The organism is Thiovibrio sp. JS02 (assembly GCF_053485635.1).
On sequence record NZ_CM130715.1, the window covers coordinates 2,891,128 to 2,917,270 of the forward strand.

Annotated in this window: 24 protein-coding genes; 4 read left to right on the forward strand and 20 right to left on the reverse strand. The window is 54.9% G+C overall.

Annotated elements, in window-relative coordinates:
* Nucleotides 1–23: 23 nt before the first annotated feature.
* From ACUUL3_RS13285 to ACUUL3_RS13295, 3 genes are all read left to right on the forward strand, one after another.
* The gene (locus ACUUL3_RS13285; RefSeq protein WP_448552077.1) at nucleotides 24–932 is read left to right on the forward strand and encodes a glycosyltransferase family 2 protein; all 909 of its coding nucleotides are present in this window, start codon (nucleotides 24–26) and stop codon (nucleotides 930–932) included.
* 21 nt (nucleotides 933–953) lie between these two features.
* Nucleotides 954–1,688: a methyltransferase domain-containing protein gene (locus tag ACUUL3_RS13290; protein WP_448552079.1), complete on the forward strand. Its 735-nt coding sequence runs from the start codon at nucleotides 954–956 to the stop codon at nucleotides 1,686–1,688.
* A gap of 254 nt (nucleotides 1,689–1,942) precedes the next feature.
* Nucleotides 1,943–3,019 carry a UDP-N-acetylglucosamine 2-epimerase gene (locus ACUUL3_RS13295; protein WP_448552081.1) on the forward strand — a complete coding sequence of 359 codons (1,077 nt, stop codon included), beginning with the start codon at nucleotides 1,943–1,945 and terminating at the stop codon, nucleotides 3,017–3,019.
* Between the two features lie 63 nt (nucleotides 3,020–3,082).
* On the opposite strand, the gene ACUUL3_RS13300 is transcribed toward ACUUL3_RS13295, so the two are convergent.
* The 16 genes from ACUUL3_RS13300 to ACUUL3_RS13375 all read right to left on the reverse strand — a co-directional run bounded on the left by ACUUL3_RS13300 (nucleotide 3,083) and on the right by ACUUL3_RS13375 (nucleotide 19,193).
* Nucleotides 3,083–4,297: an IS256 family transposase gene (locus tag ACUUL3_RS13300; RefSeq protein ID WP_448550836.1), complete on the reverse strand. Its 1,215-nt coding sequence runs from the start codon at nucleotides 4,295–4,297 to the stop codon at nucleotides 3,083–3,085.
* Between the two features lie 99 nt (nucleotides 4,298–4,396).
* Nucleotides 4,397–5,389: a hypothetical protein gene (locus ACUUL3_RS13305; RefSeq protein ID WP_448552082.1), complete on the reverse strand. Its 993-nt coding sequence runs from the start codon at nucleotides 5,387–5,389 to the stop codon at nucleotides 4,397–4,399.
* The gene (locus tag ACUUL3_RS13310) at nucleotides 5,382–6,389 is read right to left on the reverse strand and encodes a glycosyltransferase family 4 protein (RefSeq protein ID WP_448552084.1); all 1,008 of its coding nucleotides are present in this window, start codon (nucleotides 6,387–6,389) and stop codon (nucleotides 5,382–5,384) included. The genes ACUUL3_RS13305 and ACUUL3_RS13310 overlap by 8 nt, the downstream gene beginning before the upstream one ends.
* Complete coding sequence (locus tag ACUUL3_RS13315; RefSeq protein WP_448552086.1) at nucleotides 6,386–7,156, reverse strand: glycosyltransferase family 2 protein; 771 nt, start codon at nucleotides 7,154–7,156, stop codon at nucleotides 6,386–6,388. The genes ACUUL3_RS13310 and ACUUL3_RS13315 overlap by 4 nt, the downstream gene beginning before the upstream one ends.
* The gene (locus tag ACUUL3_RS13320; RefSeq protein ID WP_448552087.1) at nucleotides 7,153–8,400 is read right to left on the reverse strand and encodes a glycosyltransferase family 4 protein; all 1,248 of its coding nucleotides are present in this window, start codon (nucleotides 8,398–8,400) and stop codon (nucleotides 7,153–7,155) included. The genes ACUUL3_RS13315 and ACUUL3_RS13320 overlap by 4 nt, the downstream gene beginning before the upstream one ends.
* A 1-nt stretch (nucleotide 8,401) precedes the next feature.
* Entirely contained in the window at nucleotides 8,402–9,463 is a 1,062-nt protein-coding gene (locus ACUUL3_RS13325; protein ID WP_448552089.1) for a glycosyltransferase family 2 protein, read from the reverse strand.
* Nucleotides 9,460–10,359, reverse strand: coding sequence for a glycosyltransferase (locus ACUUL3_RS13330; RefSeq protein WP_448552091.1), 900 nt, complete (start codon nucleotides 10,357–10,359; stop codon nucleotides 9,460–9,462). Before ACUUL3_RS13330 ends, ACUUL3_RS13325 begins: the two co-directional genes overlap by 4 nt.
* On the reverse strand, nucleotides 10,352–11,287 hold the full coding sequence (locus tag ACUUL3_RS13335) for a glycosyltransferase family 2 protein (RefSeq protein WP_448552093.1): 936 nt from the start codon (nucleotides 11,285–11,287) through the stop codon (nucleotides 10,352–10,354). The genes ACUUL3_RS13330 and ACUUL3_RS13335 overlap by 8 nt, the downstream gene beginning before the upstream one ends.
* A complete protein-coding gene (locus ACUUL3_RS13340; RefSeq protein WP_448552095.1) occupies nucleotides 11,284–12,492 on the reverse strand; it encodes a glycosyltransferase family 4 protein in 1,209 nt (402 codons plus the stop codon). Before ACUUL3_RS13340 ends, ACUUL3_RS13335 begins: the two co-directional genes overlap by 4 nt.
* A gap of 11 nt (nucleotides 12,493–12,503) precedes the next feature.
* Nucleotides 12,504–13,904 carry a hypothetical protein gene (locus ACUUL3_RS13345; RefSeq protein ID WP_448552097.1) on the reverse strand — a complete coding sequence of 467 codons (1,401 nt, stop codon included), beginning with the start codon at nucleotides 13,902–13,904 and terminating at the stop codon, nucleotides 12,504–12,506.
* Nucleotides 13,905–13,913: 9 nt separating this feature from the next.
* On the reverse strand, nucleotides 13,914–14,861 hold the full coding sequence (locus tag ACUUL3_RS13350) for a glycosyltransferase (protein WP_448552098.1): 948 nt from the start codon (nucleotides 14,859–14,861) through the stop codon (nucleotides 13,914–13,916).
* A gap of 36 nt (nucleotides 14,862–14,897) precedes the next feature.
* Nucleotides 14,898–15,614: a class I SAM-dependent methyltransferase gene (locus tag ACUUL3_RS13355; protein ID WP_448552100.1), complete on the reverse strand. Its 717-nt coding sequence runs from the start codon at nucleotides 15,612–15,614 to the stop codon at nucleotides 14,898–14,900.
* A gap of 2 nt (nucleotides 15,615–15,616) precedes the next feature.
* Nucleotides 15,617–16,510: an FkbM family methyltransferase gene (locus ACUUL3_RS13360; RefSeq protein WP_448552101.1), complete on the reverse strand. Its 894-nt coding sequence runs from the start codon at nucleotides 16,508–16,510 to the stop codon at nucleotides 15,617–15,619.
* Nucleotides 16,504–17,796, reverse strand: a complete 1,293-nt coding sequence (locus ACUUL3_RS13365) for an ABC transporter ATP-binding protein (protein WP_448552103.1) — start codon at nucleotides 17,794–17,796, stop codon at nucleotides 16,504–16,506. The genes ACUUL3_RS13360 and ACUUL3_RS13365 overlap by 7 nt, the downstream gene beginning before the upstream one ends.
* Before the next feature lie 10 nt (nucleotides 17,797–17,806).
* On the reverse strand, nucleotides 17,807–18,649 hold the full coding sequence (locus ACUUL3_RS13370; protein WP_448552105.1) for an ABC transporter permease: 843 nt from the start codon (nucleotides 18,647–18,649) through the stop codon (nucleotides 17,807–17,809).
* Nucleotides 18,639–19,193, reverse strand: coding sequence for a winged helix-turn-helix domain-containing protein (locus ACUUL3_RS13375; protein WP_448552107.1), 555 nt, complete (start codon nucleotides 19,191–19,193; stop codon nucleotides 18,639–18,641). Before ACUUL3_RS13375 ends, ACUUL3_RS13370 begins: the two co-directional genes overlap by 11 nt.
* A 250-nt stretch (nucleotides 19,194–19,443) precedes the next feature.
* On the opposite strand from ACUUL3_RS13375, the gene ACUUL3_RS13380 reads away from it, so the two are divergent.
* Nucleotides 19,444–20,487 (forward strand): 3'-5' exoribonuclease YhaM family protein, encoded by a 1,044-nt coding sequence (locus tag ACUUL3_RS13380; RefSeq protein ID WP_448552109.1) that lies wholly within the window; start codon nucleotides 19,444–19,446, stop codon nucleotides 20,485–20,487.
* 72 nt (nucleotides 20,488–20,559) lie between these two features.
* Here the strand turns inward: ACUUL3_RS13380 and ACUUL3_RS13385 are convergent, their stop codons facing one another.
* The 4 genes from ACUUL3_RS13385 to ACUUL3_RS13400 form a co-directional block, all read right to left on the reverse strand.
* Nucleotides 20,560–22,224 carry a sensor histidine kinase gene (locus tag ACUUL3_RS13385; protein WP_448552111.1) on the reverse strand — a complete coding sequence of 555 codons (1,665 nt, stop codon included), beginning with the start codon at nucleotides 22,222–22,224 and terminating at the stop codon, nucleotides 20,560–20,562.
* Between the two features lie 252 nt (nucleotides 22,225–22,476).
* Nucleotides 22,477–23,814, reverse strand: a complete 1,338-nt coding sequence (locus ACUUL3_RS13390) for a sigma-54-dependent transcriptional regulator (protein ID WP_448552113.1) — start codon at nucleotides 23,812–23,814, stop codon at nucleotides 22,477–22,479.
* Nucleotides 23,815–23,917: 103 nt separating this feature from the next.
* Nucleotides 23,918–25,465: an ATP-binding protein gene (locus tag ACUUL3_RS13395; protein ID WP_448552115.1), complete on the reverse strand. Its 1,548-nt coding sequence runs from the start codon at nucleotides 25,463–25,465 to the stop codon at nucleotides 23,918–23,920.
* A 281-nt stretch (nucleotides 25,466–25,746) separates the two neighbouring features.
* Nucleotides 25,747–26,079 carry a hypothetical protein gene (locus ACUUL3_RS13400; protein WP_448552117.1) on the reverse strand — a complete coding sequence of 111 codons (333 nt, stop codon included), beginning with the start codon at nucleotides 26,077–26,079 and terminating at the stop codon, nucleotides 25,747–25,749.
* Nucleotides 26,080–26,143: the final 64 nt, after the last annotated feature.

Consider the following 26,143-nt stretch of genomic DNA (forward strand, 5'->3'; position numbering starts at 1 on the left):
ATCCCACCAGGGAGCATAATTGAATGGATATCCAGACAGGGCGGCAATCCAGGGAGAGAGACAAAGACGCAGACAGGGAAAAGCCTCTTGTGACGATCCTTCTCCCTGCCTATAATGAAGAAATGGCCATTGCCCAGACCATCGGAAAAATCCGCGATCTGTACCCCACCTTTGAAATTCTCGTTGTTGATGATAGCTCAACCGATGGGACAATGCAAGCAGCCATGGATGCGGGAGCAAACGTCTGGCCGCACCCTTACAACATCGGCAACGGCGCGGCAATCAAGACCGGATTGCGTTGCGCCGCAGGGGAATGGGTGGTGATGATGGACGCCGACGGCCAGCATGATCCGGCGGATATTGCCAAACTGCTCGAACATAAGGACCGCTACGATATGGTGGTGGGCGCGAGGAGCAAGCAGTCCCACGGGAGTGCGCATCGCAATCTTGCCAATTTTCTCTACAACCGCCTTGCCTCCTACATGACCAAGAGGAAGATCGAAGACCTGACCTCGGGGTTCAGGCTGGTGCGGAAGGAGGTGGCCAAAAAATTTCTCTACCTGCTCCCCAACGGCTTTTCCTACCCGACCACCATTACCATGGCGTACCTGCGCTGCGGAAGAACCGTGAAATTCGTGCCCATCACCACCACGAAAAGAAAGGGAAAGAGCAAGATCAAACTTCTCAGGGACGGCACCCGCTTTCTCCTGATCATCAGCAAGATAGCGACCCTGTTTTCGCCGTTTCGCATTTTCCTGCCGGTCAGCCTCCTGTTTTTTGTGGCCGGCGCACTCTATTATCTTTATACCTTCATAAGCTACAACCGCTTTACCAATATGTCCGCCCTCCTGCTCTCGTCCTCCATGATGATCTTCCTCCTCGGCCTTATCTCCGAGCAGATCACCCAGATGCGTTATGACAAAACAGAGTAGTTTCATAGACAGGCGCCTCAGGTGAGTAAGGGCTATTTCAAGCGCCTCTATGAGAGGACTATGCGTGAAGCTTACACAACCGCGACTGAAGAGATCGTCGCATCTCTTCGGGGAGGCGGTGCGATCCTTGATTGCGGCGCCAACAACGGCAGGATGTTTGATGTGTTAGGGCGGTCTGTTTCACTGCAGTCACCGCAGTACTTTGGCGTTGAATGGGACAGAGAGACCGCCGAAAAAGGGCAAATGCGTGGGCTCCAAATAACATGCGCGGATCTCAATATTGGCATCCCTTATGAGGATGAAAAATTTTCTTGTGTATTCGGACTGTCCCTATTGGAACATTTATTGAATGGTTGCCGATTCCTGCGAGAATGCCACCGAGTACTTCAGCCTGGTGGCAAGCTGGTGCTCCTTACACCTAATATCAGCACTTACTTCACTGCCGCCTTGATTTTAGCGGGGAAGATGCCTTCATCTGGGCCTCATCCCGATTCTGACGCCCTCCTGGAGCGGGAAGAATTGTTTAAAGTCAGCAACGAATCGCTTTTGCGCGATACGGAGCGGGATACCCCATTGCATCGGCACCTCGTCGTTTTCAGCTACCGTGTGCTAAGAGATTATCTCCAGATGCTCCATTTTTCCGAGGTGCGGGGCTATGGATTTGGCCTCTATCCCTTCCCCAACATACTACAACCACTACTGGAGCGCATAGACCCTTACCACTGTCATCAAATGGTATTCACTGCACGAAAATAGCGAATGGCAGCATTTAGATGCCGGCAAGTGTCGAGGAGTTCAGGAAGCCTTGTTTCCATAAAGTTTGTTGGCTATTAGATGCCCAATGCCGCATGAAGGGACTATGTTGTAATCCGGCTCAGGAACCGAGGTAACAAGTCGAGAGTGTCGCCCATATGCTTGGCATATCTTGACTGGAAAGAGGAGCCCTCTTATTTCCCACACCCCGACTTGAGTGACTACATTTCTTATAAAAAATGTGAAGAATTCGACCCATGATCCATGTCATCATAGGCACAAAGGCGCAACTCATCAAAATGGCGCCCATCATGGTACGATTGAAAAAAAGAGAAGTACCATATAATTTCATCTTTACAGGACAACACCGAGCCACGATTGAAGATTTGCTTGAGGAATTCGGAATCAAGCCCCCGGATGTTGTTTTGTATGACGGTCCCGATATCACATCAATGGGGCAAATGTTTTTCTGGTTTTGGCGCATCCTCAGCAAATCTGTTTTCCGGGCAAAAGAGGTTTTTGGCAACGACAAACAAGGTATCGTCCTCGTTCATGGCGATACGCTCTCAACCCTCCTTGGGGCAATCATGGGACGACTAAACGGCTTGCGGGTCGGTCACGTCGAGTCAGGGCTGCGCTCATTCAACCTCTTTCATCCCTTTCCGGAAGAAATTACGCGGCTCATAACCTTCAGACTCAGCCACACCCTATACTGCCCAGGAGAGTGGGCGATGAAAAATGTTGCCACCCTTAAGCGAGATATCATCGACACTAAAGCAAACACCATGATTGACACCCTGGCACTCCCCGTGGAAGCAGGCCGCTCTCGGGCGCACATTCCGCAACACCCCTTTGTCCTGGTAAGCCTGCACCGGTTTGAAAATATCTTTAATAAAAAAACCCTGCTCACAATCATCAAACACCTTGAACACATCGCACACTCATACCGCTTGCTCTTCATTTTGCATCCCCCGACGGAAAAACAACTCCGGCGTTTTGCGCTGTATGAGAGACTTTTGGCAAACAGCCGAATAGAACTCCGACCGCGATATAACCACTCAGATTTTGTGTCTCTGCTAAAAAGCGCCGAATTCGTGATCTGTGACGGGGGCAGCCTGCAGGAAGAAACATCATACCTGGGAATCCCCTGTCTCCTGATGCGCAAAACCACGGAACGACAAGAAGGGATCGGAGCAAACGTGGTTTTAGCAGATTACAACAGAGCGATCATTGATGAATTTATCAGAGAGTATCAAAAATATAGATGCACACAACAAAGCAACCATATCAGCCCGTCAGATATGGTGATAGAATCTGCTTTACAATATCGTTAAAATTTTCATGCAATTGTTGGATCAGGGGGCGTGTAAAGAATTTTGTGTAAATGTTTTTTGTGATCAAAATTCCGGCAGCCTGTCTTCAAACATGATGCTGAATTGATTCAGCGCCGATTTCCAGTTTTTGATCGGCATCGTCCATCGTTTCGAAATATTCGTCAGCGCCAGATAGAGCAGCTTGAACATCGACTCGTCATTCGGAAAAGAGCCCCGGTTCTTAGTGACCTTGCGCAGGGACATGTTCAACGATTCGATGGTGTTGGTCGTATAGATCACCCTGCGGATCTCCGGAGGATAGGCAAAATACGGGATGATTCGCTGCCAGTTGTTCTGCCAGGACTGACTTATCCGAGGATGGGTAGCATCCCATTTTTCCCCGAAGCTGATCAGGTTTGCCTCGGCCTGTTCTACGGTCGGGGCGCTGTAAATCTCCTTCAGGTCGTCCGCCATTTCCTTGCGCTGTTTCCAGGAAACGAAATTCAGGCTGTGCCGCACCAGGTGCACGATGCATAACTGGACCTGGGCGGCGGGGTACGCCGCTTCGATGGCCTCCGGAAAACCCTTGAGCCCATCGACACAGGCGATCAGGATATCCTTCACGCCCCGATTTTTCAGCTCGGTCAGGATGGCCAACCAGAACTTGGCGCCCTCGGTCTCGGCGGCCCACATGCCGAGAACCTCCTTCACCCCAGTCATCGTCACGGCAATCGCCAGGTAGACGGCCTTCTTGATGATCTGGCCGTTGTGCTTGACCCTGATCCGCACCGCATCCAGATAGACGATGGGGTAAACATCTTCCAATGGCCGGTTCTGCCAGAGCCGGACCTCTTCCGTGACGGCGTCGGTCACTTGGGAGATCAGGGTCGGTGAAATCTCAACGCCGTAAATCTCCTCCAGATGGCTCTGGATATCACGGGTGGTCATCCCACGGGCATACATGGAGATGATCTTGTCATCAAACCCCTTGAAGCGGGTCTCTCCCTTGGGAACGATGATCGGCTCGAAGGAGCCGTTCCGGTCACGGGGAACCGCGACGTCAATCTCGCCAAAATCTCCCTTGAGCTTTTTCTTGTAGCTGCCGTTTCTGGAGTTGCCGCTGTTTTTCCCAGCCGGAGCGTTCCGGGGATAGCCGAGGTGATCGGTTATCTCGGCCTGCATGGCCCGCTCCAGCAGGGCCTTGGTCAGTTGTTTCAGTATGCCGTTCTCGCCGATCAGGTCTTCCGGCTTTTTGTAATCCGCAATTAATTGGTCAAGCAATTCTTTGGAAATGGCCATATCTCTCTCCTTGGTTGGGGGCGAACTTTTCTACCCCCGGAATGGCCATTTACACAATCCTTTTTACACCCTCGGATCAGGATGAAAATGCCACATAAATTACATATATTTTTCTTGGATAATATTCGCTAACTCTTCTCCTGCAATTTTATGCCCAAGCCTATTCCAGTGGGCGCCATCTGCGCCCCTTACAACCTGCCGTGCTCTTTCAGCCTTTTCAACGCACATTGACACAGACTCATATGCATCAAAATCAGCCTCTGTTGCTATTGAAAGCCATGCATTGGTTTCAGCTTGATTTTTGGAGCTACAGGAAAATGTAACAACTTTGGTTTTGGGCGGCAGAGACGCCCGCATCTCCTTCATAAGGTGCAGCGTTAGCTTTGTGGCTGCTGCCATTTCTGCCTCTATCGCTGCCCGTAAATCCTCAGACGGTGCTGGGGCATACCCACCATAATACTTGTACTGGACTCCTTGCATCACGAGATCAACCGTACGAAACAGCCTAGAATTTTTCACCATAAAAACATAGGGGTGCGAAGGTGCCAAACGATAAACAACTTGATTGTTTACCAGATAGGGCCGAAGATTTTTTTGGTTTCTTACGATACGAAGCCCTTCAAGGAAGAAACTATTGTTGACGATATCGTTTGTGCAATATTGGAGCACAAAAATATCAGGATTAATAGTCTTAGAAAATTTCCTCACAAGCATGAGTTCCTGCAACGTCCCATAACCGCCCACGCCGATAGCAAATACCTCAATTGGCAGCTTTTTTTTCACAACACCGAAATATGCTTCTTCATTGGAAGTATGGGGATCGCCAGTAAAGGAATCGCCGACAAACAGGATACGTTTTTTGCCATTATCCACGTTGCCGAACATACGGAAACCATGCACATTTGTTGTTACAAGAAAGTCCTCTCGTCTTCCCTCCAGGTCATAACCAGATTTCACAGATGAAAAATTGCTTTTAGGCTTCCAACCCAGTTGTTGATCATATTCATATAGTAAGTCGACGCCAAAAATCCTTGTTACCGTCTCACCAAGTGCAAGAATAAAACACAGGAAGAGGGCAAGATATCTAACCATGGCGTATTTCCTGCTTTTCGCCAACCATATGCTCAAACAATTCGGAATACTCGCGAACCATTCTTTCCAATGTGAATTTTTGTTCTACTCTCTCACGATTATATTGTCCCATTTCCCTGCATAATCCAAAGGATGCCGCCAGCTTATTTATCTTATTGGAAAACTCTTCAACATCGCCCACCTGGCAGAGAAATCCTCCCCGGCCAGAATCGATCAACTCGGGCAATGAAGAACACTCTGAAGCGACCACTGGCAAACCAGTCGCCATGGCCTCCGCAACCGCCAAGCCGAACCCCTCTCGAACTGACGGGGAAAATAACATATCGACATCCTGATACACTTTTGCCATATCTCCATAGGCTACAGCCCCAATATTTCGTAACTTATGCCCCCCCGGGATGGCCCCTTTTGTTCTCAACCCTGTTGTGTAGAGTATCTCTATGCCACCTTCAAGCTTTTCCGCAAGCTGCGGAAGTAAGTTAGCACCCTTGCGTTTGGTCAAGTTGCCACAGAATAATACTTTGACGGTTTTACCTCTATTTTTCTTGGCAGGGCGGAAAAGATTCGTATCAACACCATTATAAATCACTTTTATCTCATCAGAATACCCCGTTTCCTTCCGAACGAGATCAGCCGTGAATTGACTAACGGCGGTAACGACACGGGCTGCATCAAGGGCCTTGAGCGTAAAATAACGGAGGTCTGTTTTATAATGAATTCTCTGGGCAAACGAACTGTACTGCATCATGAAATGATCCAGCACATAGTTATGAAAGGTAACAATCAAAGGTGTTTTGGAATGCTTGAAAAACCAGGCATAATCTGGAGTGCTATGGATAACATCGGCATTTCCTGGTTTGCATAAGAAGGGAAGCACGGGAGGGCACAAAGTCCAATACGGATTGTAGCCACAAAGCTGATAGCCGTTGATTCTCTCCGCCAACATTTTGTGCACGATGTAGGCGCCGTTTCCGGTTGCCATGGGACTGAAGATCTTCATCTCCCCCCTCTTCCGGTCAAAGTTGAGGCAATTCGACGATAGGGAAGATAGAAAAGCCAATACAGCAGGTACGCAAAAGCCCATGCCCTATCTGGACAATTTTTCCGTTGCACCATTTGCTCTTCTTTAAAACGTTCTCTCAGGCTCGGCCAGTCAAGCCGAGCACTGATCCCGCACAACCGCATTACCGATAGGAGGAAGTCGCCCTCCAGCACAGTCGCCTTTGCTCTATAGGCCCTGAGAAAAAAATCATAATCCATGGCAATGCGGAACCGGGGATCGAAGTTGCCTATTCTTTCAAAAAGCGCCTTGGAACATAACGCACTCTGGTGAAATACGCCGGTCTTGAAATTCATCCGCCAGTTCAAGCCCCTTGGCCTGGCAAGCACTCTCTCTTTCCCGTTATCAAGGAAAATATTGAACAGCAGGATCTCGGTTCCTTGTTCCGCTAATTCGGCAGCCAAGGCCAAGGAATTGGCATCAAGCAGATAATCATCGGAATGAAGGAAGAGGATGTAATCCCCTGTCGCAACACGCAGGCCCTTGTTCATTGCATCGGCGATGCCCTCATCCGGCTCTGAGGAGAAATAATCGATGCGGTATGCATATTGCTTCACGATATCCACGGTGGAGTCGGTAGATCCACCGTCAATGACGATATATTCGAGATGGGGATATGTTTGCCCGATGATGCTCTCAATTGCCTGCTCAAGATAGCGATCGGAATTGAGAGTAACGGTGATGACGGAAATTTTTGGCGGCATCATCGGTCGTTCCGCATTTCCCGGTAGAGCGTTTCGTATTGCTCGACCACCTTGGCAATATCGTAGTGTCTTTCGGCTTTTTGCCTGGCAGCCAAGGTCAACATATCGTGCTGCATATCATCTCCCAATATCCAGAGGATACCTTTTGCAAGATCATCGGGAAAAAATGGCGTTGCCAAGTAGCCAGTAATTTTATGGTCTACAATATCTACCAACCCTGTCGACGCAAAAGCGACGACAGGACAACCACACGCCATGGCCTCGCTGGCGATCTGGCAAAATGCCTCCTTCATGGAAGGGACAACTATTACATCAACGGCAGAATAGAGGGAGGCAAGACTCACATCATCGTGCAATCGCCCCACATAATGGCTGCGAAAACCTAAATCAGGAGGAGTTTCAGGCCTTCCGCGCCCGAAGATGACAAGCTCCATGTCCTTGCAGGCTTCTTCCTGCCGGAGCATGTGCAAGGCCTCCTGCAAAAGATGAAAACCTTTGTTTCGATCACTGTTGTCCATTGCCCCGAAAAGAAGCAGCTTTCTGCCCTGGGGAAGGTTCCAGAGCCGGCGGGCCACCTCCTTAACCATGGGTTTGAATGTCGTCAGATTCAGGCCATTGGGGATAACTGAAATCTTTCTCTCCCGGAACAGGGAACTCGCCCGGGCACAATCGGCCAACCACCGGCTTGGCGTGACCACATGAAAATCGAGTTTTTGCCACGCCTTTTTCTTACGCTGCCAGATGGCATGGCTCAAATCGTTTTTCCGGTTAGAGCCCAACTGCGGGCACCGCCCACAGCTTTCAGTATAGCCGGAACACTCTTCAGCCACATGACAGCCGCCGGTAAAAGCCCACATGTCGTGGAGGGTCCAGACCATGGGCTTCCGGATTTTCTTAAGACTTTCAAGACGGCAAAACCCACGGCCCAGCCAGTGCAGATGCACGAGATCCGGATCGAGATCCCGGATCCTGCCGACCAGCGTTCCCGGCAGGATCGCCGGGGTGAACTCATGACAGGCTGTGCCGAGATAAAACAGTTTTGGCAGCGCATCAAAAAACGGACGCAATAGATTAAGCCCTTTTGCGATATTTCCCTGGGCCGCGAAAACGCTCCAATCATCGCTCCGCTTATTCTGAACCAGCATCCGGGAATCTACTCCGTGCTCCATGAGTCCCCGGTGTAGACGATGGGCGGCGCGGGCCGCCCCACCATAAATGTCAAAAGTATTGCAGTGGAGAATCTTCATCTCACCTCGGCGTCCTCGGAATTTGCATTCCCTTTGCCCACCTGCTTACCAATCTGGCAAACAAAACAACAGTGGATCGCAGCCGGATCAACTTGCTTTGCATGCGAATCCCACACAGTACTCCTTCTAAACCAAAGAGCAGGCAAATATTTTCTAATTTACGACACAGATAGGATCGCAACCTGTCGCCATCAAACAACCTTTTTTCCGCATTCAAGGCAAGCAACCTGCCGAAAACCCCGACGACAAGGGCGATACCCTCCGCCGGCACCATGCCCCGGGCAGAGATATCGTCGCCGCGCAGCTCGTCAAGAAGAAAGGCCGTGAGCTCCGCTTCCGTCAAGGAGAGGCCTATCCGGTTCAGCTTTTCCGCCACGATGTTTTTATGGATCTGCAACTGGCTTTGCCGTTGCGCCTGACTTGCCTGGGCAGGATGGGCTCGGTAAAAATAGAGCACCTTGCTGATATTGGTTATCCTGCCGACTTCGGCAACCCTGCTCCAGAACCTGAAATCCTGCGCCTGCAGATCAGATTCCCGGTAGGCAATGTCATGGCGCAGGATCTGCTCTCTGCGCATCAGCGCGGTGGCGTTATAAATGGACGGGGTAAAAAGCATGGCAATGTTGACAAGATCAGGGTCGACAGGAGGGCGCTGTCGACCTGTTTTTTCCCCGAAATACTCCATTGCCGTGCCGCAGGCAATGAAATCAGGGTTGGCTTCCAGAAGGCGTACCTGTTCCGCCAATCGCTCCGGCGCGCTTCGGTCGTCGGAATCCATCAGGGCAAGGAGTTCTCCCCTGGCCATCAGCAACCCTTCATTGCGGGTAGCCGGCCTTCCTTTATTTCCCCGGCTGTACACCCTGATCCGTTTATCAGCAGCCGCGAATTGTGTGATGATCGCCAGGGAGTCATCGGTTGAGCCGTCGTCGATGATCAGGAATTCAAAATCCTCATAGGTTTGCGCCAGCACCGACTCGATGGCCTCAGACAGATAGGGGCCGGTATTGTACACCGGCATGAAAACCGTGAGTTTCGGCAAACGCTCCTGCCCGGCCATGGTCATTCGTACTCCTTGAACCACCTGCCCCACGGCGCGGAAAGCATGCCCAGCAGGTTTGCAAGCCCGCGCAATGCGGATATTACAGCAACCTGGCCTGCAAATGGAGAAACGACAAGCCGTAACAGGGCAATCAGGAGATTCCTGAGCATCGCCAGAAACCACATCCCCTTCCACCAGGGGTTTTTCCCGGCGACCAAGATGCGGTAATAACCCTGCCCGCACCGAAAAGCCCGGCGCATAAGCCAGCACAGGGAAAGGCGATCCGCCTCGATATACTCCCGCACCTCTGCCTCGTCGCACCAGATTATCTTTTTTCCCGCGACATGGAGCCGATGCAGCAGTTCACTGTCCGAACCTCCGGTTCGGCCGAACTCGGGATCGAACCGAAACACCAGCGCCTTGAAGAGCGCGGCTCGAATGAGGGCGTTCCCCGTGCCGCCGTCATCCCGGGGGGTTCCGGTCAAAAATCGCTGCCGGTCGAAAAATCCTCCTTCTTTTATCCAGGAGGCGACATCCTCCGGGAAACAAGAAACGACGGGACCCAACACCACGTCCGCCTGGAACCGGCAGGCGGACGACAACAGCTCCTTCAACCACAGAGCCGAGGGCTCTTCGTCATCATCGATGAAGGCGACAAACTCGGCTTGAACATGGACCAGGCCGCGGTTCCTTGCCAGGGCAATATTCTGGATTGGCTCCACGTCATAGATGATCGGCAGGACCATGTTTCGCCTTGCCCGATCCACAACCACGCGCGCCGTGGCTTCCCTGTCGTTATCGACCACGATAATCCGTACCGTCTCTTCAGGGGACAGCGTAAGACGGGAAAGACCCGCCAGGAGCCGGGCAAGGCTTTGTGGTCTTTTAAAGGTTATGATGCAGATATCGACACTACGCACCGGAAACCCTATTTTTGTAAAAAAACCAAAATTTGCCGCTCATAAAGGCGCATTCTTCCATACCTTTTACCAAAGAGGTCACAAATCTTTGCTCCTCTGTCACCCATCGATAAATTGTAACTCGCGTTGCAAGAAGCACGTGAGTCATGCTCGCCAACGAAAACTTCCAAAAACCATACCGTTGCCCTTCAATTTTTCCTGCGGCCATGCCGCACTGCCATTGCCGGTAAATCCGATAGAAAATTTTGGTTTTCTGCCGCGGGGTGTAGTGCTCGACCAACATCTTGGGATCGTACCAAAAACAGGGCTCTGCCTGATATATCCGAGAGAGCAGTTCCCGCTCTTCCCCCATCCGCAGTTGGTCTCCCTTCATGCCGAAATCAGGGGAAAAGCCACCATGTCTGGCCAGAGCCTCTTTCCGTATCACCATATTTCCGCCGAAAAACCCAGGCCCGTCTAAAAATCTCTCTTTTTCCCCCAAGGTCCGCACCTCAAAAGCACCATCAAACCAAGCAGGCGGCGTGAAATCAAACCACGGGAAAACAGGACCTCCCAATGCTACAGGAGCTGGTTTAACATCATGAATGGCTTGCAGAATGCGCTCGCACCATTGCGGAGAAGCCTTTGCGTCATCATCGACATAGGCGACATATTCGCCTTTTGCCTCATGCCACCCGCGGTTTCTGGCATGACTGAGCCCCTGTTCCGGTTCGAAAACCACCCGAAAATTTCCATTGGCTGCAGCAAACTCTTCTGCAACCTCCTTTGTCAGATCTGTGGAATTATTATCCACAACCACAACTTCGTAAGTATCCGGTACAACGCGCTGGCTGACGAGGGATTCCAGACACAGCCGGAGCAGGGGGGCACGATTGAAGGTGCACACCACCACTGAGAGCAGACTTTTTTGCTGTTGATCTGTTTTCATGCCGTTCTTGTCAAAAATCCGGCCCTGACGGCCTCATAATAGTTGAGCAACTGTCCTACGCGGTCCTCTTGTTCAATCTTTTGCAGATACGTTTTGATATTATGCCCCACCCGCTGCCTGCCCGTCTCGTCCATGGCAAGCAGTGTTTCCACCGCCCTTGAAAGATCCTGCCTATCCCCGTTTGCAAAAAGAAACCCCGTTGTCCCATCAACGATGATCTCATCAAGGCTGGAATCCCTGCTGCCAATCACCGGCACGCCCAGGGAAAGGGCCTCAAGGCAGGCATTGGGATAGTTGTCCACCCTGGAGGGCAGGATAACACCCAGGCTCCCGGCGATAACGGGATAGAGCTTTTCTTTGGGCAGAGGATCGAAAAAATGGATCCTCTCGTGAAATCCCGCACCCTGCTCCAAGAGATATCGAGACATCTTTTGCCCGTTGGGCAACCCGGTATCCATGCCGACAAAGACCATCTCCAGGTCGCCGTGTCTCTGCAAAAGCTCGGGCAGGATATCCCCGATAAGATCGCAGCCCTTCACGCGGCTCAACCTGCCGAAAAAAAGAAGGTAGCGCCGACCCTGCAACCGCTCTGCATACACTTCCGGATCAGTATCGACCTTCTCTAAAAACAAGGGGCTTGGGATGACCTCTGGCTGGATCCCTTCTGTCCTTTGAAAAAAATCGGCAAGGAACCTGCTTGGCGCAAAAGTACCGTCGCTTTGCAGAATTTGCCGCATTTCAAGCCGGTCTGACCAGCCATCCCACCTCCCCTTCTCCTTGCCGCTGGCGGCACGGAGCAAAGGCGTATGGCTGGAAATCCTGCACACCACCGGAAGCCTTCCGTTTCCGACCAGCGTGCAACCCGGCGCCATGTAGCTGGACACCTGCACAATATCAACTGGTTGCCGCGCATGCACCTGCCACAGCCGCCGGGCCATTTTCCCGGTGGTCAAATACTGGTCAGCAAAAACGGCAAGCCCGCCAAACCTGCGAACCATTTTGAGCGAAGCCGGAAGCGCCTTGCTTACCGCATGAATGCGCATGCCGTCTTCTTCCCACGAGGCGGCATGCTCCTGGGAAAAGACAATGGTAACCCGGTGGCCGCGCCGGCAAAGAAGGCTCCCCACCTTGCGCAGATAGTTGGCCAAGCCTCCGTGCGGCTGGGCCGCGGTCGGATACTCGGGTGAAAGATATGCGATGTGCATGGCCGCCGAACTCAAAACTCGTAACGATAGAGCATATTGCGCCTTCGTGACCAGGTGCCGGGAATGGCAATGATCTCTGCGGGCCGGGGCAGAGCCTTTAAAATATCGCTAGCATCCGGCACCGGTTTCAGGGCAAAATCAAGCGAGTGCGCATTGTGCTCCAGAACCAGCACCCTGCTGGCCAGGCGGGACGCCTTGCTGAAGGCCTTGAGAAAAATCGTCCTGTCGGCATGGTTCCCTATCAGTATGTGGAGAATAATCGCCCCATAGCGTTTTTCCTCCGCATCTTCCTTCACGAATTCGTCCAGCAGGGCATACTCGCATGAGGGCAGCTTGGAGGTACCGCCATCCTGCCGTATCCAGGCCGGAACATTGACGACCTCCAGCGCGCTCTCGCCCTGCAAAAATCTTCGCAACACCTTGAAGGCCTTGTAATGGGAGGACATGCGCCAGCGGCCCAGCCGCCCCCTTCTTTTCACGGTAAGCAGAGAGGGACAGCGCAGGTCAGCCACCGTCTCAATATCCATCTGCGGCAATCGCGCATACCCGGCGCCATAGCCGGTGATCCTGCCGGCGACATCCCGCAGGGGCGGATGCTTTTCCACAAAATATTCGGTAAAGACATTCGACACCCAGAGCAGAATCGGCTCATAGCGCATGGCCAGCAGCAGGCTATCCAGATGCTCGGCCGCATCAGCCTGTACAATATGGCAGGGGGTTTGCCGCAACATTTGTCGCAGCGCCGCAAAGCTCTCTTCGTCGGCGAGAAATCCCCGGCCGAACCGGATACTGAACGGCCAATGGTCGTACGCCTCCCTGTCGGTGGTGAAAACTGTCGCGATGTACCGGTCGAAATCGCCGATGGTGCTGCTTGTTATCAGCAGGCCGTTGGCCAATTTTTCCGCCGGCAGTCGGTATTGCTCCTGAAAGGCAACGGGATCAAAGGCAACCTGTTCCCAGAATCTCCTTTCCACCTCGGCAAACCCGGCCCCCTTTCTTCCTCCGCTGATGCGATCTTTTTTCGCATGAAAAGACTGAAGAATTTCGATCGCTTTTCCCGAAAGCTCTATGCAGAAAAGCCGCCGCAGGAACTCCTGCCTGTTTGCCGCATTGCAGATAAGTTGCAGCAGCCGCTGAAAATGCTCCAGCTGCCACGGGTTGACATCAAAGGCAACCAGACGCGACGTCCTGAGCCCACGGCTGGCTGCGCCTGAAAGAACCTGAAAAAAATCCGGGTTCGCCACCCCGACAACCGACACGGCATCCCTTGTCCTGGAGATGGCGCGAAGGTCGAACTCGTCGTTGCTCAGAAAATAATAGGCCGGCGGCCCGACCGGGAAGCGCAACGGCTTAGTACGGATGAAACAATCCACTCCGGAGGTCGAGTATCCTGCAAACGAGAGCTGCTCCATGGCTTTTTCTCAGCCCAGGCCGAAAACTTCCCGTATTCTGGCAATACGGTGGGATATGCAGTGGCGATCCCGAATCAGGGCAAGGCCGGCGCGCCTTTTGGCCAGATACTCCTCCGGCGCCATCCGGTATCGCGCCACCTGCTTACAAAAATTGTCTTTCTCGAACATGAGCATATTTTCTTCCGTAAAGCCCAGCAGTGGCAGGTCCTTGCAATATTGCCCCACCAGGAGCGCTCCCACTGCGGCGATCTCGAAATACTTGGGCGTGAGCAGATCATATTTGGGATCAGAGGAGCCGGCCGCCACCACCGCATCGAACCCGGCCAGCCACTCGAAATAGGCCCGGTCGCTCATGACCTTGTTCTCACATCCGGAAAAATCATAGCCACTCACACAGGACTGCTGCCGGCACCAGTTTCTCACATCATAGGCCGGGCTTTTTCGGCCGCCGAAGATGCAAACCTCCCGGCTGCCATGAAAGGTCACATCCGGCGCGACAAACTTGTCGGGAACCGCCCAGGGCATATGGATGAAGCGCTCTTGCGGGAACCCCTTGAAATGATAAAAGAAGGGGTGGCAATAGTAGCTGAAAACGTAGTTGAAGTTATTGTCAAAAAAATATTTTTCCCTTCTTGCCGTGTCGTTGTGTGGGTCGCTGTAAAACACCGCCTTCACGGGTTCCCGCGAGGAGTCATACCTGATCCTCGGCGCGGCCCAGCCCGGTTCCATGGAAATGATGTAGCGAAGGCGCCTTTTGTTCAGCTCGTAATCAAGCTGGGAAGAGATTATGATCGGCTGAAACGTCTTGATGATCTCCTCAGCAAGAAAATAGGTAAGGGCGGAAACCCATTTGCGCCGGGAGTGAAAATGCCAATCCAGCACCAGCCCGACATCCGACTGCAGTCGAGCAGTTGCACAGGTTCGCTTCAGATTGGCGTACAGACGTTTGAGGGCCATGCTCTTTTCAGCCTCTCGCCCAGGAATAAGGGTAAATCAGTTTATTGGCACCTGATAGAGGCCAACCCAGGAATCCTGCAGGCAAAGGATCTTGCCCCGCAGCACTCCCTTCCGGAAAAGCCTCTCCACCCCCTGACAGACATACCCTATCCAGGGATAGACCTTTGCAAGTTTCGGATTGAAATCATGCCACAGGATTATGCTGCCCGGCCTGCATCGAGAGAGGATCTTCCTGGTATCGTTATAAACAAAATCAGCGTCATGGCAGCCGTCGATGTACGCCACGTCAATGGGTCCGAAGTCCGGCTCCCAGTCTCTGGTGTTGGCCAGAATCTGCTTGATGTTGGCACAGCCCTGTTCCCGGTAGTAGCTCCCGATTTCAGACCGCGAGGGGGCAAAGGTCACGTTTTTGCCCCCTTCGAGGATCTCTTCCGGCGGAATATTTACGGTATACACCGTTGCGGCAGGAGCGTTTTGGGCCATCAATGCCGTTGTCCGTCCATGCGCGGTCCCGATCTCAAGGATGATTTCAGGATTGCCGTTGCAGCAGGCGGACGCGACGACTTCCGCATCGCGCAGGCGCCGGTCGTTGAGGTCTTCCAGGTAATGGAACTCCCTGAGCGAGCTGTCGGCAATGACAGGATCAACCGACCACCCCATGGCTTTCTTGAGATGACCGAGGGTTCTTACCTCCAGCACGTTGGCCTCAAGACAGGGATATCCTTTCAGCGATGAAAAAAACCGAAAACCCATTCCTAAGCCCCATCCTCGGAAGCAAACTCCAACCTTCTTTTTGAAAGCACGATATTAGCGCTATAGGCGAAATTGCCGCACTTCACCAGGAACTCTTCCAGATTGCGCAGTTCGACCAGGCCTTGCTCGTGATAGATGTAATATCCTTGATTTTTCAGCAACTTATAAAAATCCCAGGCATTATACCCGGCATTAAGATAATGCATATGGCTTATCTCAAGGAGAATTATCGGCTCATGCCTCTGCAGCGCTTCCTTTGCCCCTTCAAGAAATAGAGGTTCATGACCATCGACATCTATTTTGATAAAATCAAGCCTGGGAAGAGGATGGCTGCCGAGATATGCATCAAGGGGTATCAGCTGAATTTTTTCGGAAAAATTCAGCTTTTTGTTTCCTGGCACATGCAGCGTCGCGGAATGCTCTCCAATCTGAATGTCCATCTCCTGCTGCTTATCCGAAAGCCCAACCCTGAGAAGCTCAATATTCCTCAAGCCATTTGCCTGGATGTTCTTTTCCAGCACACTCCCGTAATGTTTTGTCGGCTCAAAGCAGATAACCTTGCCCTGCCCCCCGACAAGTTTTGAGAGCAGAACCGTGTAATATCCTATGTTTGCGCCCACATCCAACACAACATCACCCGGCTTCACAAGCTGCCTCACAACCCGGGTCGACAGGGGCTCAAAAATCCCGGCTTCCCTTATGCATCGGTCCACATACCCTGTCGTATTCAGCCAGAAATAATCACCGCTCGCTGTTCTGTATAAACTTCTCTCTTTTCCTTTCCGGATAAGCGTGGATCTGGTCGCTTTCCCGTGCAGCCAACGGGCAAATTCAAGCAGTCCGTTGCCTGCTTTTCTTATGGTGGCGCAAAGCATGCGTGAAACGTTTCTCAACATGCCTGTTCTTTCCTTGCGGTTGCCCAGCACAAAGCCAAAGCAAATTTGCCCCGGAAGGTATCCCCCAGATACGCCCTGTTATATTTCCCGGTGAGCACTATATCGAGAGGGAGTCTGACCGCCATGGGCGGTAGACAATTACGCACATTGAAAATCCCCGCGCCGACCCGAAGTTCATACCGTAATGGCCCCAGGAGGTTTGCGGGTATGGAGGCCCGGGACACATAGCATCCCGGCTCCACAACAGGAATGCCGTCATTGTCTTCATCATGAAAGCTGCGAAACAGGAGGGTATCCTGCGCATCGCAGAGGTCGAAATACACCCGGAGTCCTTTTATCCGTTCGAGTACGCTATAACTTAGTTCCACCTCCAGCGGCTTACCGCTTTCCACCCGCGAAGCTATCACCTGACCTTCCTGGGTCAGCCTTACACCATCAAGCCGGAAGGCCTGGTCGGCAGGGAGATTTTTGATAATATCTTCAAGACATTCCCCTTCTTCCCTCCATCTGTGATCCTGCAGGTAGCGGGTAATGACCCCGGAAGTTCCAGCGTCAGCCGCGACCCTTCCTGCCTGCAGCAACATGGCACGATTGCAAAACTGGCGGATGGCCTGCATATTATGGCTCACAAACAAGACCGTCCGTCCCTCCCTGCCCACCTCGGCCATCTTGCCCAGGCACTTCTTCTGAAATTGGGCGTCGCCCACGGCGAGCACCTCGTCGACAATGAGGATTTCCGGCTCCAGATGGGCGGCGACGGCAAAGGCAAGGCGCACGTACATGCCGGAAGAGTAACGTTTCACCGGGGTATCAAGAAATTTTTCCACCTCGGCGAAAGCGACGATCTCGTCGAACTTCCTTCTGGTCTCCTGCCGGCCCATGCCCAGGATGGCGCCGTTTAGAAAAATGTTCTCCCTGCCGGTCAGCTCCGGATGAAAACCGGTTCCGACCTCAAGGAGGCTGACGACCCGGCCCCGGATAGTCGCCTTGCCCGTTGTCGGCTCGACAATGCGCGAAAGTATTTTCAACAGCGTGGACTTGCCGGCGCCGTTTCTGCCGATGATGCCGATCCGCTCGCCCTGTTTCACCTCGAAATCCACATCCCGAAGCGCCCAGAACTCTTCGAGCGTGTCCCCAGAACCGAATTGCGGATTGCGCAGCCGCGCCCACCACTGCCTGACGCCGTCGGCGAGCACGTCCCGCAGGGCCACATAGGGGGCGCGCTGCTGGTGGCCGATCAGATAACGCTTGCCCAGGCCTTCGGCTCTGATGACGGTTTCACTCATGGGGCAGCACCTAAATGATATCGGCAAACGCCCTTTCCACGCTCCGGAAATAGCGAAAACCGATTGCCAAAAAGAACAGGGTTGCCAGCAGGGAAATTCCAAAACCGGGCCAGTACATCTTCAGGTCCCTGCCCAGGATGGCCCAGCGGAAACCGTCGATGACCCCGACCATGGGGTTCAGGGAGTAGAGCAGGCGATAGCTCTCGGGAATGACGCTGCTGCTGAAGCCCACCGGAGAAACGTACAGCCCGAACTGAACAAGAAAGGGGACGATGATGCGAAAATCCCTGTACTTCACATTCAGGGCGGTGAGGAGAAGGCCGAGGCCGAAGGAGGCCAGGAAGGCCAGCAGGGAAAAGAGCGGCAACCAGAGAAGATTCCAGCCGGGAGCGAAGTTGTAATACATCATCAAAACGAGGAGGATGGCGAATGAAAGCAGAAAATCGACCAGATTGGTGACAACCGTGCTGGCCGGGATAATCAGCCTGGGAAAATAGACCTTGGTGATCAGGCTGGTATTGCTGATCAGACTGTTGCTGCAGCCGGTGAGGGAACTGGCGAAAAACTGCCAGGGCAGCAGGGCGGCGAAAACCATGATGGCATAGGGGGCGTTCCCCTCGCTCGGCAGCCCGGCGATTTTCCCGAAAACCACCGTGAAGACGATCATGGTCAAGAGAGGCCGCAACACGGCCCAGGCAATGCCGATGACGGTCTGTTTGTAGCGCACATTGATATCGCGCCAACTAAGGACATAAAAAAGTTCCCGAAAGCGCCAGATATCCTGCCAGTACTGGCGGGCAGGCCTCCGGGCCTCGATGATCAATTCGGATGACTTTGCGCTGTCAGTCGGCATCCGCGCCGTGCCTCCACAAAACAAGCTGCGGCCGCGAGGCCAGCGCCGGCTTGAACCTGCCGTATTCCGCCTCGGAAAGCACCAATGTTCTGATTTTCCGCTCGACATAGCGCTCGGCCTTCCGGGTCAGATCCGCCAGGTTTTCCTGGTTGATATTGCCGACAAGCAGGAGATCGACAAGTCCTGTATCCCTGCCGATGGCGTAATCATCAAGGAGCATGGCGATCCGCACCTCACCCAGTCGCGCGACGATGCTTTCCAGAATATGATCCATGCCCAGGGCCTTCTTCACCATGGATTGCAGCTCGGGAAACAAGGGGTGCTCCTCGTTGGCGCGATAGTTGACCTGGCGCCCGTTTTTGCTGCTGGTGAGCAGGCCGGCGTCGCTCAGTTGCCGCAACTCCTCGCGGACCTGGCTGGGCGCCAGGGTAAGCTCATCGGCAAGCCCGCGCAGGTGGGCCTGCTGGGTTGGGTTGAGAAAAAGGCGCATCAGAATCTGGATGCGGGTCTTGGAGGTGATGAGGCCGGAAAAGAGTGATTTCATACGGGCAATAACGTTCTATTTTTTAGAACATTATTGCTCTGGAAGCAGCCGCCGTCAAGAAAAAAAGAACGCCCCGATCCCCCCAAGGGATGCGGCGGATAATCCCGGTCAGCACCCGGGCGGAAAATCACGCAAGGTTCACGTTTCAAATTTTCTCCTTTTGAGTATAATGCCCTTGCCCCCACGAACGGGGCGGGACCCTGAAGAAATTCCGTTTTCCTTTTCACGCAAGAAACAGCAAAAGACATCCATGCGCGCGCAAAGCATATCCATAAAAACCATCAAAGACGGCCAACCTGTCCAGGGCACCTTTCTGGTCAAAGAGATGAACCGGGGGGAGACCAAGGCGGGCAAGCCCTATCTGAGCCTGGTGCTGATGGATGCCACCGGCGAGATTTCCGGCCGGGTCTGGGACAACGCCGACGAACTCATGGCCGAGGCCCCGGCGGGGGCGGTGGTGGCCGTGAGCGGCCAGGCCCAGGCCTACCGCAATATTCTCCAGCTCAGGCTCGACAACATCAGCCGGGTGCCGGAAAGCGAGGTGGATCTTTCCCGTTTCGTGCCGAGCACGCAGGGCGATGTCAGGCTCATGGCCAAGGAACTCCTCAAACTTGCCGGCAGCGTGGAAAATCCCTTCCTCAAGGAATTGCTGCTCACCATCTTCGGCGACCGCAAGCTCATGGCCGCCTTCAAAAAAGCGCCGGCAGCCAAGATGATGCACCACGCCTGCCTGGGCGGCTTGCTTGAGCATACCCTGGCCGTTGCCCGCCTGGCTGCCCAGATCTGCCCCCTCTATACCAATCTGGACCGCTCCCTGCTCATTGCCGGCGCCCTGCTCCACGACATCGGCAAGCTCAGGGAGTTTGATTTTTCCACTTTCCCCTTTGACTACAGCGACCGCGGCCGCCTGGTGGGCCATATGGTCCTGGGGGTTGAGATGATCCAGGAGAAGATCGCCGAAATCCGCGGCTTTCCCGAAGCGCTTGCCGTGCAGCTCAAGCATCTCGTCCTGAGCCACCATGGCCGTCACGAATTCGGGGCACCTGCCCTGCCCATGATGACCGAGGCCTTTGTCCTGAACTTTCTGGATGATCTCGACGCGAAGGTGAACTACATGGGCCGCCTGGCGGAACGGCTTGCCGGCGATCAGTACCAGTGGACCGACTACCAGCGCAACCTGGAACGCTTTCTCTTTGTGAAAGGACACGGAGGAGCGGATGCAGGCCCTTCCGGACCGGCGCAGGACGCCGGCAAGGATCCCCGTCAGCGGAATCTCTTCGATTTTGGCGAATAAGGCCGGACAACTCCCCAAGGGGCAGTACCCACTGCCTGCGGCCGGACCCGCCATGGGCCGACATTCCCCGCCCTATCCAGACAGCTCCTCATCGGGCGGCGCGCCTTCGAGCAGGGGCAGCAGGACGGTAAAGATGGCGCCCTGCCCGGGCTCGCTTTCCACCCGGATCTCGCCGCCATGGCCGGAAACGATGCCGTGGGCGACGGAAAGCCCCAGGCCGGCTCCCTGCCCCACCTCCCTGGTGGTGAAAAAGGGATCAAAGATCCGCTCCTGAATCTCCCTGGCCATGCCGCGGCCGGTATCACGCACCGCGAGCTTGAGATAGCCACCCGGCGCAACCTTGCTGCCCGCCTGTCCCGGCGCGATTTCCGTTTTTTCCACAAGGACATCGATGCGGCCCTGGCCATCCATGGCCTGCACCGCGTTCCGGCAGAGGTTCACCAGCACTTGCTGGATCTGGCCGCCATTTGCCAGCACCAGAGCATGCTCCACCCCGATTCTCTCCCTGATCTCCACCGCCGGCGACACCGAGTTTTTAAATATCTGCAAGGCCTCCCTGATAAAGGGAATGACGTCCACGGGCAACCGCCTCTGCTCCATGTGCCGGCTGAAGGAGAGAAGCTGCAGCACCAGCTCCTTGGCCCTGGCCGCCGCTTTGACAATTTCATCGATATCCGGCTGCAGCGCCGTCCCTTGCGGCAATTCATGCCGCAGCAACTCGGCATACCCAAGGATCACGGCGAGAATATTGTTGAACTCGTGGGCGACCCCGCCGGCCATGGTGGCAATGGCCTCCATCTTCTGGGCCTCGCGCAGTTCTTTGGCAAGCTTCTCTTTTTCCTCCTGGGCTCGCTGCCGGCTCACGATCTCCTGGTCCAGCCTCTCCACCGTGGCCGCCAGTTCCCGGATGCGCTGCGCCTCCCGCTCCCTTGCCGCCGCCAGACTTTCCGCCATGGTATTGAAGGCGACCGCCAGCCGGCCGACCTCGTCGGCGGCCTGCACCGGAACCCGGGAGGCGAAAGCCCCCTGGGCAATATCGCTGGCGGCAGTCTGCAGGGCAGCCAGCGGCCTGGCGATGGACCGGGAGATGAGGACACCGATGAGCAGGGAGGCCAGGGCGGTGACCAGCGCGATCCCGACAATGGCGGCGATGGCGTTGTCGATGGAAGCGTGCAGCGCTCCTTTCCTGTCCTGCAATACCGCTTCTTCCTGGGCCAGAGCATTTGCGACAACGGCCAGATAACGCTTCTCCTTCTCCTCGAACTCCTCTTTAAGCGCTATGGACTCCTCGTCGCCGCCCCCGCCCCTGATCAGGGCGACAAGCAGATTGCTCGCCGCAACCAACTCCTGACCGGCCCCTTCGATCCCGGCGACCAGCTCCCGCTTTTCCGGATAATACCGGGAAATCAGCATACCCAGCCGCCGCAGGGCCTCTTCATAGGCCGCAATCCCCTCCGCGGTCAGCCGGATCTCCTCCTGGGCCGCCTCTTCGGCCACCTCCCGCGTACCCCCGCCGACGTGGGACTTGATGAAGCTGTACTCCATGGTCGAGGAAACAATCCGCAACCCGGCGTGCTTCATCTCTTCAAGCGCTTCAATGAGCGGGATCTCCTGATCAACGGTTCTGGCATAATGCTCCCTGAGAAAGGAGGAGACATACACGCCAATGGCGCCGGCGGTTATGGAGACCGTGGTGATCAGCATAAAGCCGGCGATGATTTTCTGGCCGATTTTCATGAAGGATTGTGGCCGCCCAGCCCTCAAGGCAAAGATTGTTATTCCGCATATTCGGGCCGCGGCGCCGGGAAAAAGCGTTTTCTTTCCCATCGCCCGTCGCGCGATTCCATTTAAAGTGTAGCCAAAATCTCCAGGCTACAAAAGCCAAGAGCGCGGGCAGGACAAAAAACCGCAGCCCAATTTATCATCCCGCCGCAAGGGAGGTTCACCAGAGGGGAATATTCATCCCGCGGACATCCAGCCACGAAAAGCTCAGGGGGAGAGCTGATGGAGCTTCATCTTCTCCCAGAGATTCTTGCGGCTGATACCAAGGAGATCCGCCGCCTCGGTCTTCTTGCCCCCGGTTTTCCGAAGCGCCCGCAGGATACAGGCGCGCTCCGCCTGGGAAACCGCCTCGGCAAGCGACAGGCATTCCGAAGATCCGCCGGCGGCCTCGCCGCTGATATCCGGAGGCAGATTCCAGGACTCCACCACATCGGAGGGGTTGAGCACCAGCAACCGCTCGATGATGTTGCGCAGCTCCCGGATGTTGCCGGGATACCGGTAGGACATGAGCAGGGCCATGGCATCCTCGGAAATACTCAAGGGCCGGCCCCGCTCCTGGCCAAGCTCGTTCAGGAAATGCGCGCACAGCGCCGGGATATCCTCCCTGCGTTCCCGCAGCGGCGGCACGACGATGGGGATCACCTGCAACCGGTAGAAAAGGTCTTCCCGGAAGCTGCCCTTCCTCACCTCCTCGCTCAAGTTTTTCGCGGTGGCGCAGAGAATGCGGACATCGACCCGGATGCTCTTGGCCCCGCCCACCCGCTCGATTTCCCGTTCCTGCAAAACCCGCAGCAGTTTGGCCTGCAGATGGAGAGGCAATTCGCCCACTTCGTCCAGGAGCAGGGTGCCGCCGTCCGCCATTTCAAAACGGCCGATCTTTCTGGCCTCGGCCCCGGTGAAGGCCCCCTTTTCATGGCCAAAAAGCTCGGATTCGATCAGGCCTTCGGGGATGGCCGCGCAGTTGATCCGCACATACGGGCCGTTGGCCCGGCCGCTGCCGTAATGGATGGCCGAGGCCACCAACTCCTTGCCGGTGCCCGACTCGCCGGTGATCAGAACCGTGGCATCCGATTTAGCCACCTGCCCGATCATGGCGAGAAGATCCTGCATCACCCTGCTGCCGCCGACGATGGGCATCCGAAAACGCCGGCAGCAGTCCTCCATGGAGATATAGCGGGCCTTGAGGGTTCTTGCCTTGGCAAGGCGCCTGACCCTGATGATCAGGTCATCCATGTCAAAGGGCTTGAGCAGGTAGTCGGTGGCCCCCTTTTTCAGGCAGGCCACCGCATCCTCGACGCTGCCGTAGGCGGTCATGAAGATGATGTCGGTGTTGGGCGCCTGCTGAAGACGTTCCTCCAGCAGTTCCAGGCCGCTGACATGGGGCATGCGGATGTCTGAAATCACCAGATGGTAGCGGTTGGCCCGCATTTTTTGCAGGGCGATCCTGCCGTCCTCCGCCTCATCGACCTGCCAGCCGTTTTTGGCCAGCCGGTCCGAAAGGGTCACCCGCATTATCTCGTCATCCTCGGCAAGAAGAATCCTCATGGCATCCATATGAAGTTCCGATGTGAGTTGGTTATCAGGCAAGGTCGGCCGGTGGGTGCTTTTGCCTACCGCGGGCAGTGCGGCCTTTCCGGGACAACCCATTCTATTCCGTCCCGTTATTTACCTGCACCGGCAGCTCCACCCGGAAACAGCTGCCTTGCCCTTTCTTGCTGGTCACGGAAATATGTCCATGCAGTCCCTGCACCAGGGCATAGGTCACAGAAAGCCCCAGGCCGGTACCTTCACCCACATCCTTGGTGGTGAAGAAGGGGTCGAAAATCTGGGAAAGATGCTCTTCGCTGATGCCCTGGCCGGTGTCGGCAAAACTCAAGACAACCCGGCCCCCCTCTTCCCGGGTTTTCACGGTGAAACTCCCCCCATCCTTCATGGCCTGAATGGCATTGAGGGAAATGTTGACGATGATCTGCTGCAGGGCCGCCGTGTCCACCGGGTATTGCCGGCTCAGACCCAGATCAAGGTTCAATTCGATTTTTTTCAGGGCATAGCCGAGGAGCACAAACGACTCTCTGATCAACTCGTCGATGGAGGCCTGCCGATACTTGAGGGGTTCGCGCCGGCCGAAGTTGAGAAGCTGCTGGACAATGTTGCCGATGCGCTTGAGCCCTTTTTCGATCAGCTCCAGATAGCGCTGATGCATGCCCAGGTCGTCCGGCGCCTCCCGCATGCTTTTCACGCAGTTCAGCATCCCGCCCAGGGGATTGTTCACCTCATGGGCGACGCCCGCGGCCAGACGGCCAAGGGCGGCCAGCTTCTCCGTCTGGAATACCTGCTGGCGGGTACGATCCAATTCCTCCTGGGAAAAGGCGAGCCGCCGGCAGAGATCCTGGAATTTCCCGGCCAGGCGGCCGATTTCATCGTTGCCCGCGGGCAGCTCGGCCGGAGAAGGCGATTTTTCCGGGAACTGATCCATGGCCCTAGCAAGAAAGGAAAGGCGGCGAACCACCAGACCGTCAATCATCAAATAGATTGTGATCCCCACGAGCAGGATGGTCACAACCCCAATGAAGAGCAGCATCCGGTTGTTTTTGCCGATGTTGGCAAAGGCCCAGTCAATGGGGATGCTTACACTGAGGCCGCCGCGGATGTCCCCGACCTTATAGCCCTGGTGGGCGTGGCACTCCAGACAGGACTCCTCCACCAGCAGGGGCGCGATGTAGCGCAGATAGTGCACATCCCCTTCCCGGGTGATATCGAGCACCTCCGGCACCCCCTGTTCAAACTTGAGCAGGCTGCTGCGCTCCCAGGGGTCGGGGTCGTTGGCCGGATTGATCGCCTTGAGGGTTGTGACCCGGTACCGGCAAAAACCCTCCTCTGCCGCATACTCGGAAAGCTCCCTGGTCACCATGGCCGGATTACGCTTGACGTAGCGGCGACCAGCGGCATCGACCACTTCAGCCTCCGCCAGCCAGGGATTCGGTTCCACCCCGGGCTGGCGGAGGAAGAAAAGCCCATTGTGCTCAGCCACCCACTTCCTGGTCATCAGCACCTGTTTATGGAGCATTCTCGCCTGGCGGGCCGCCTGCTCCAGAACCAGTTCATGCTGAAACTGAGACGTGCGGTAAAAGGTGATGCCGTAGGAGATGACGACCACCAGACCGATGAGGATGATAAACTTGCTTCTGAGATTCATAGCCGCTCCAGGTTGCTCTCGGAAAAGACCCTGCATCGCGCCCGGCCACCCCACCTTGCGCTTCTGTTTTTCCGATGCACGATCCATTCCCGCCAACCCTCCCTGACAACATCCTGTATCTGCGCTGTTTTTTCTTTCCTCTCCAGCCATGGCCCATCATACTGTTACCATACGGTAGCGGTCAAGCCGTTCCGAACGTTACCATGCGGTAGCAGCCTCGGACAAAAAAAGGGCGCCCGCTGGGCGCCCTTGGTTGATGAGAAAATGACCGCGGTCAATCCTCAATCGTGGCCATGTCCTTTCCGCTTGCGATGCCCGCGGTGCAGGCCGTTGTCATGGTGCTCATCCTCATGGACATACACCACCTTTTCCTTCACATGAACAACTTCCGGCTCTTTTTTGTCCGAGGTGGCCACGGCAACGCCTGTGACACCGCCCAAACCGGCGCCGATCATGGCGCCCTCCTTGCCGCCGATGGCGGAACCAATCGCGGCGCCCGCCGCGCCGCCAACCGCGCCGCCGAGCACGGCCTTACCATCAATATCGCCGGCCATTGCCGGAGCGGAAAACGAGGAAATCACGCAAAACGCCAAAATTCCCATTCTCTTCATCATCTTTTTTTCTCTTCACAATAGGATTACAGGAAATCGCCCCGGCACCATGCACAAGACGGCCTTC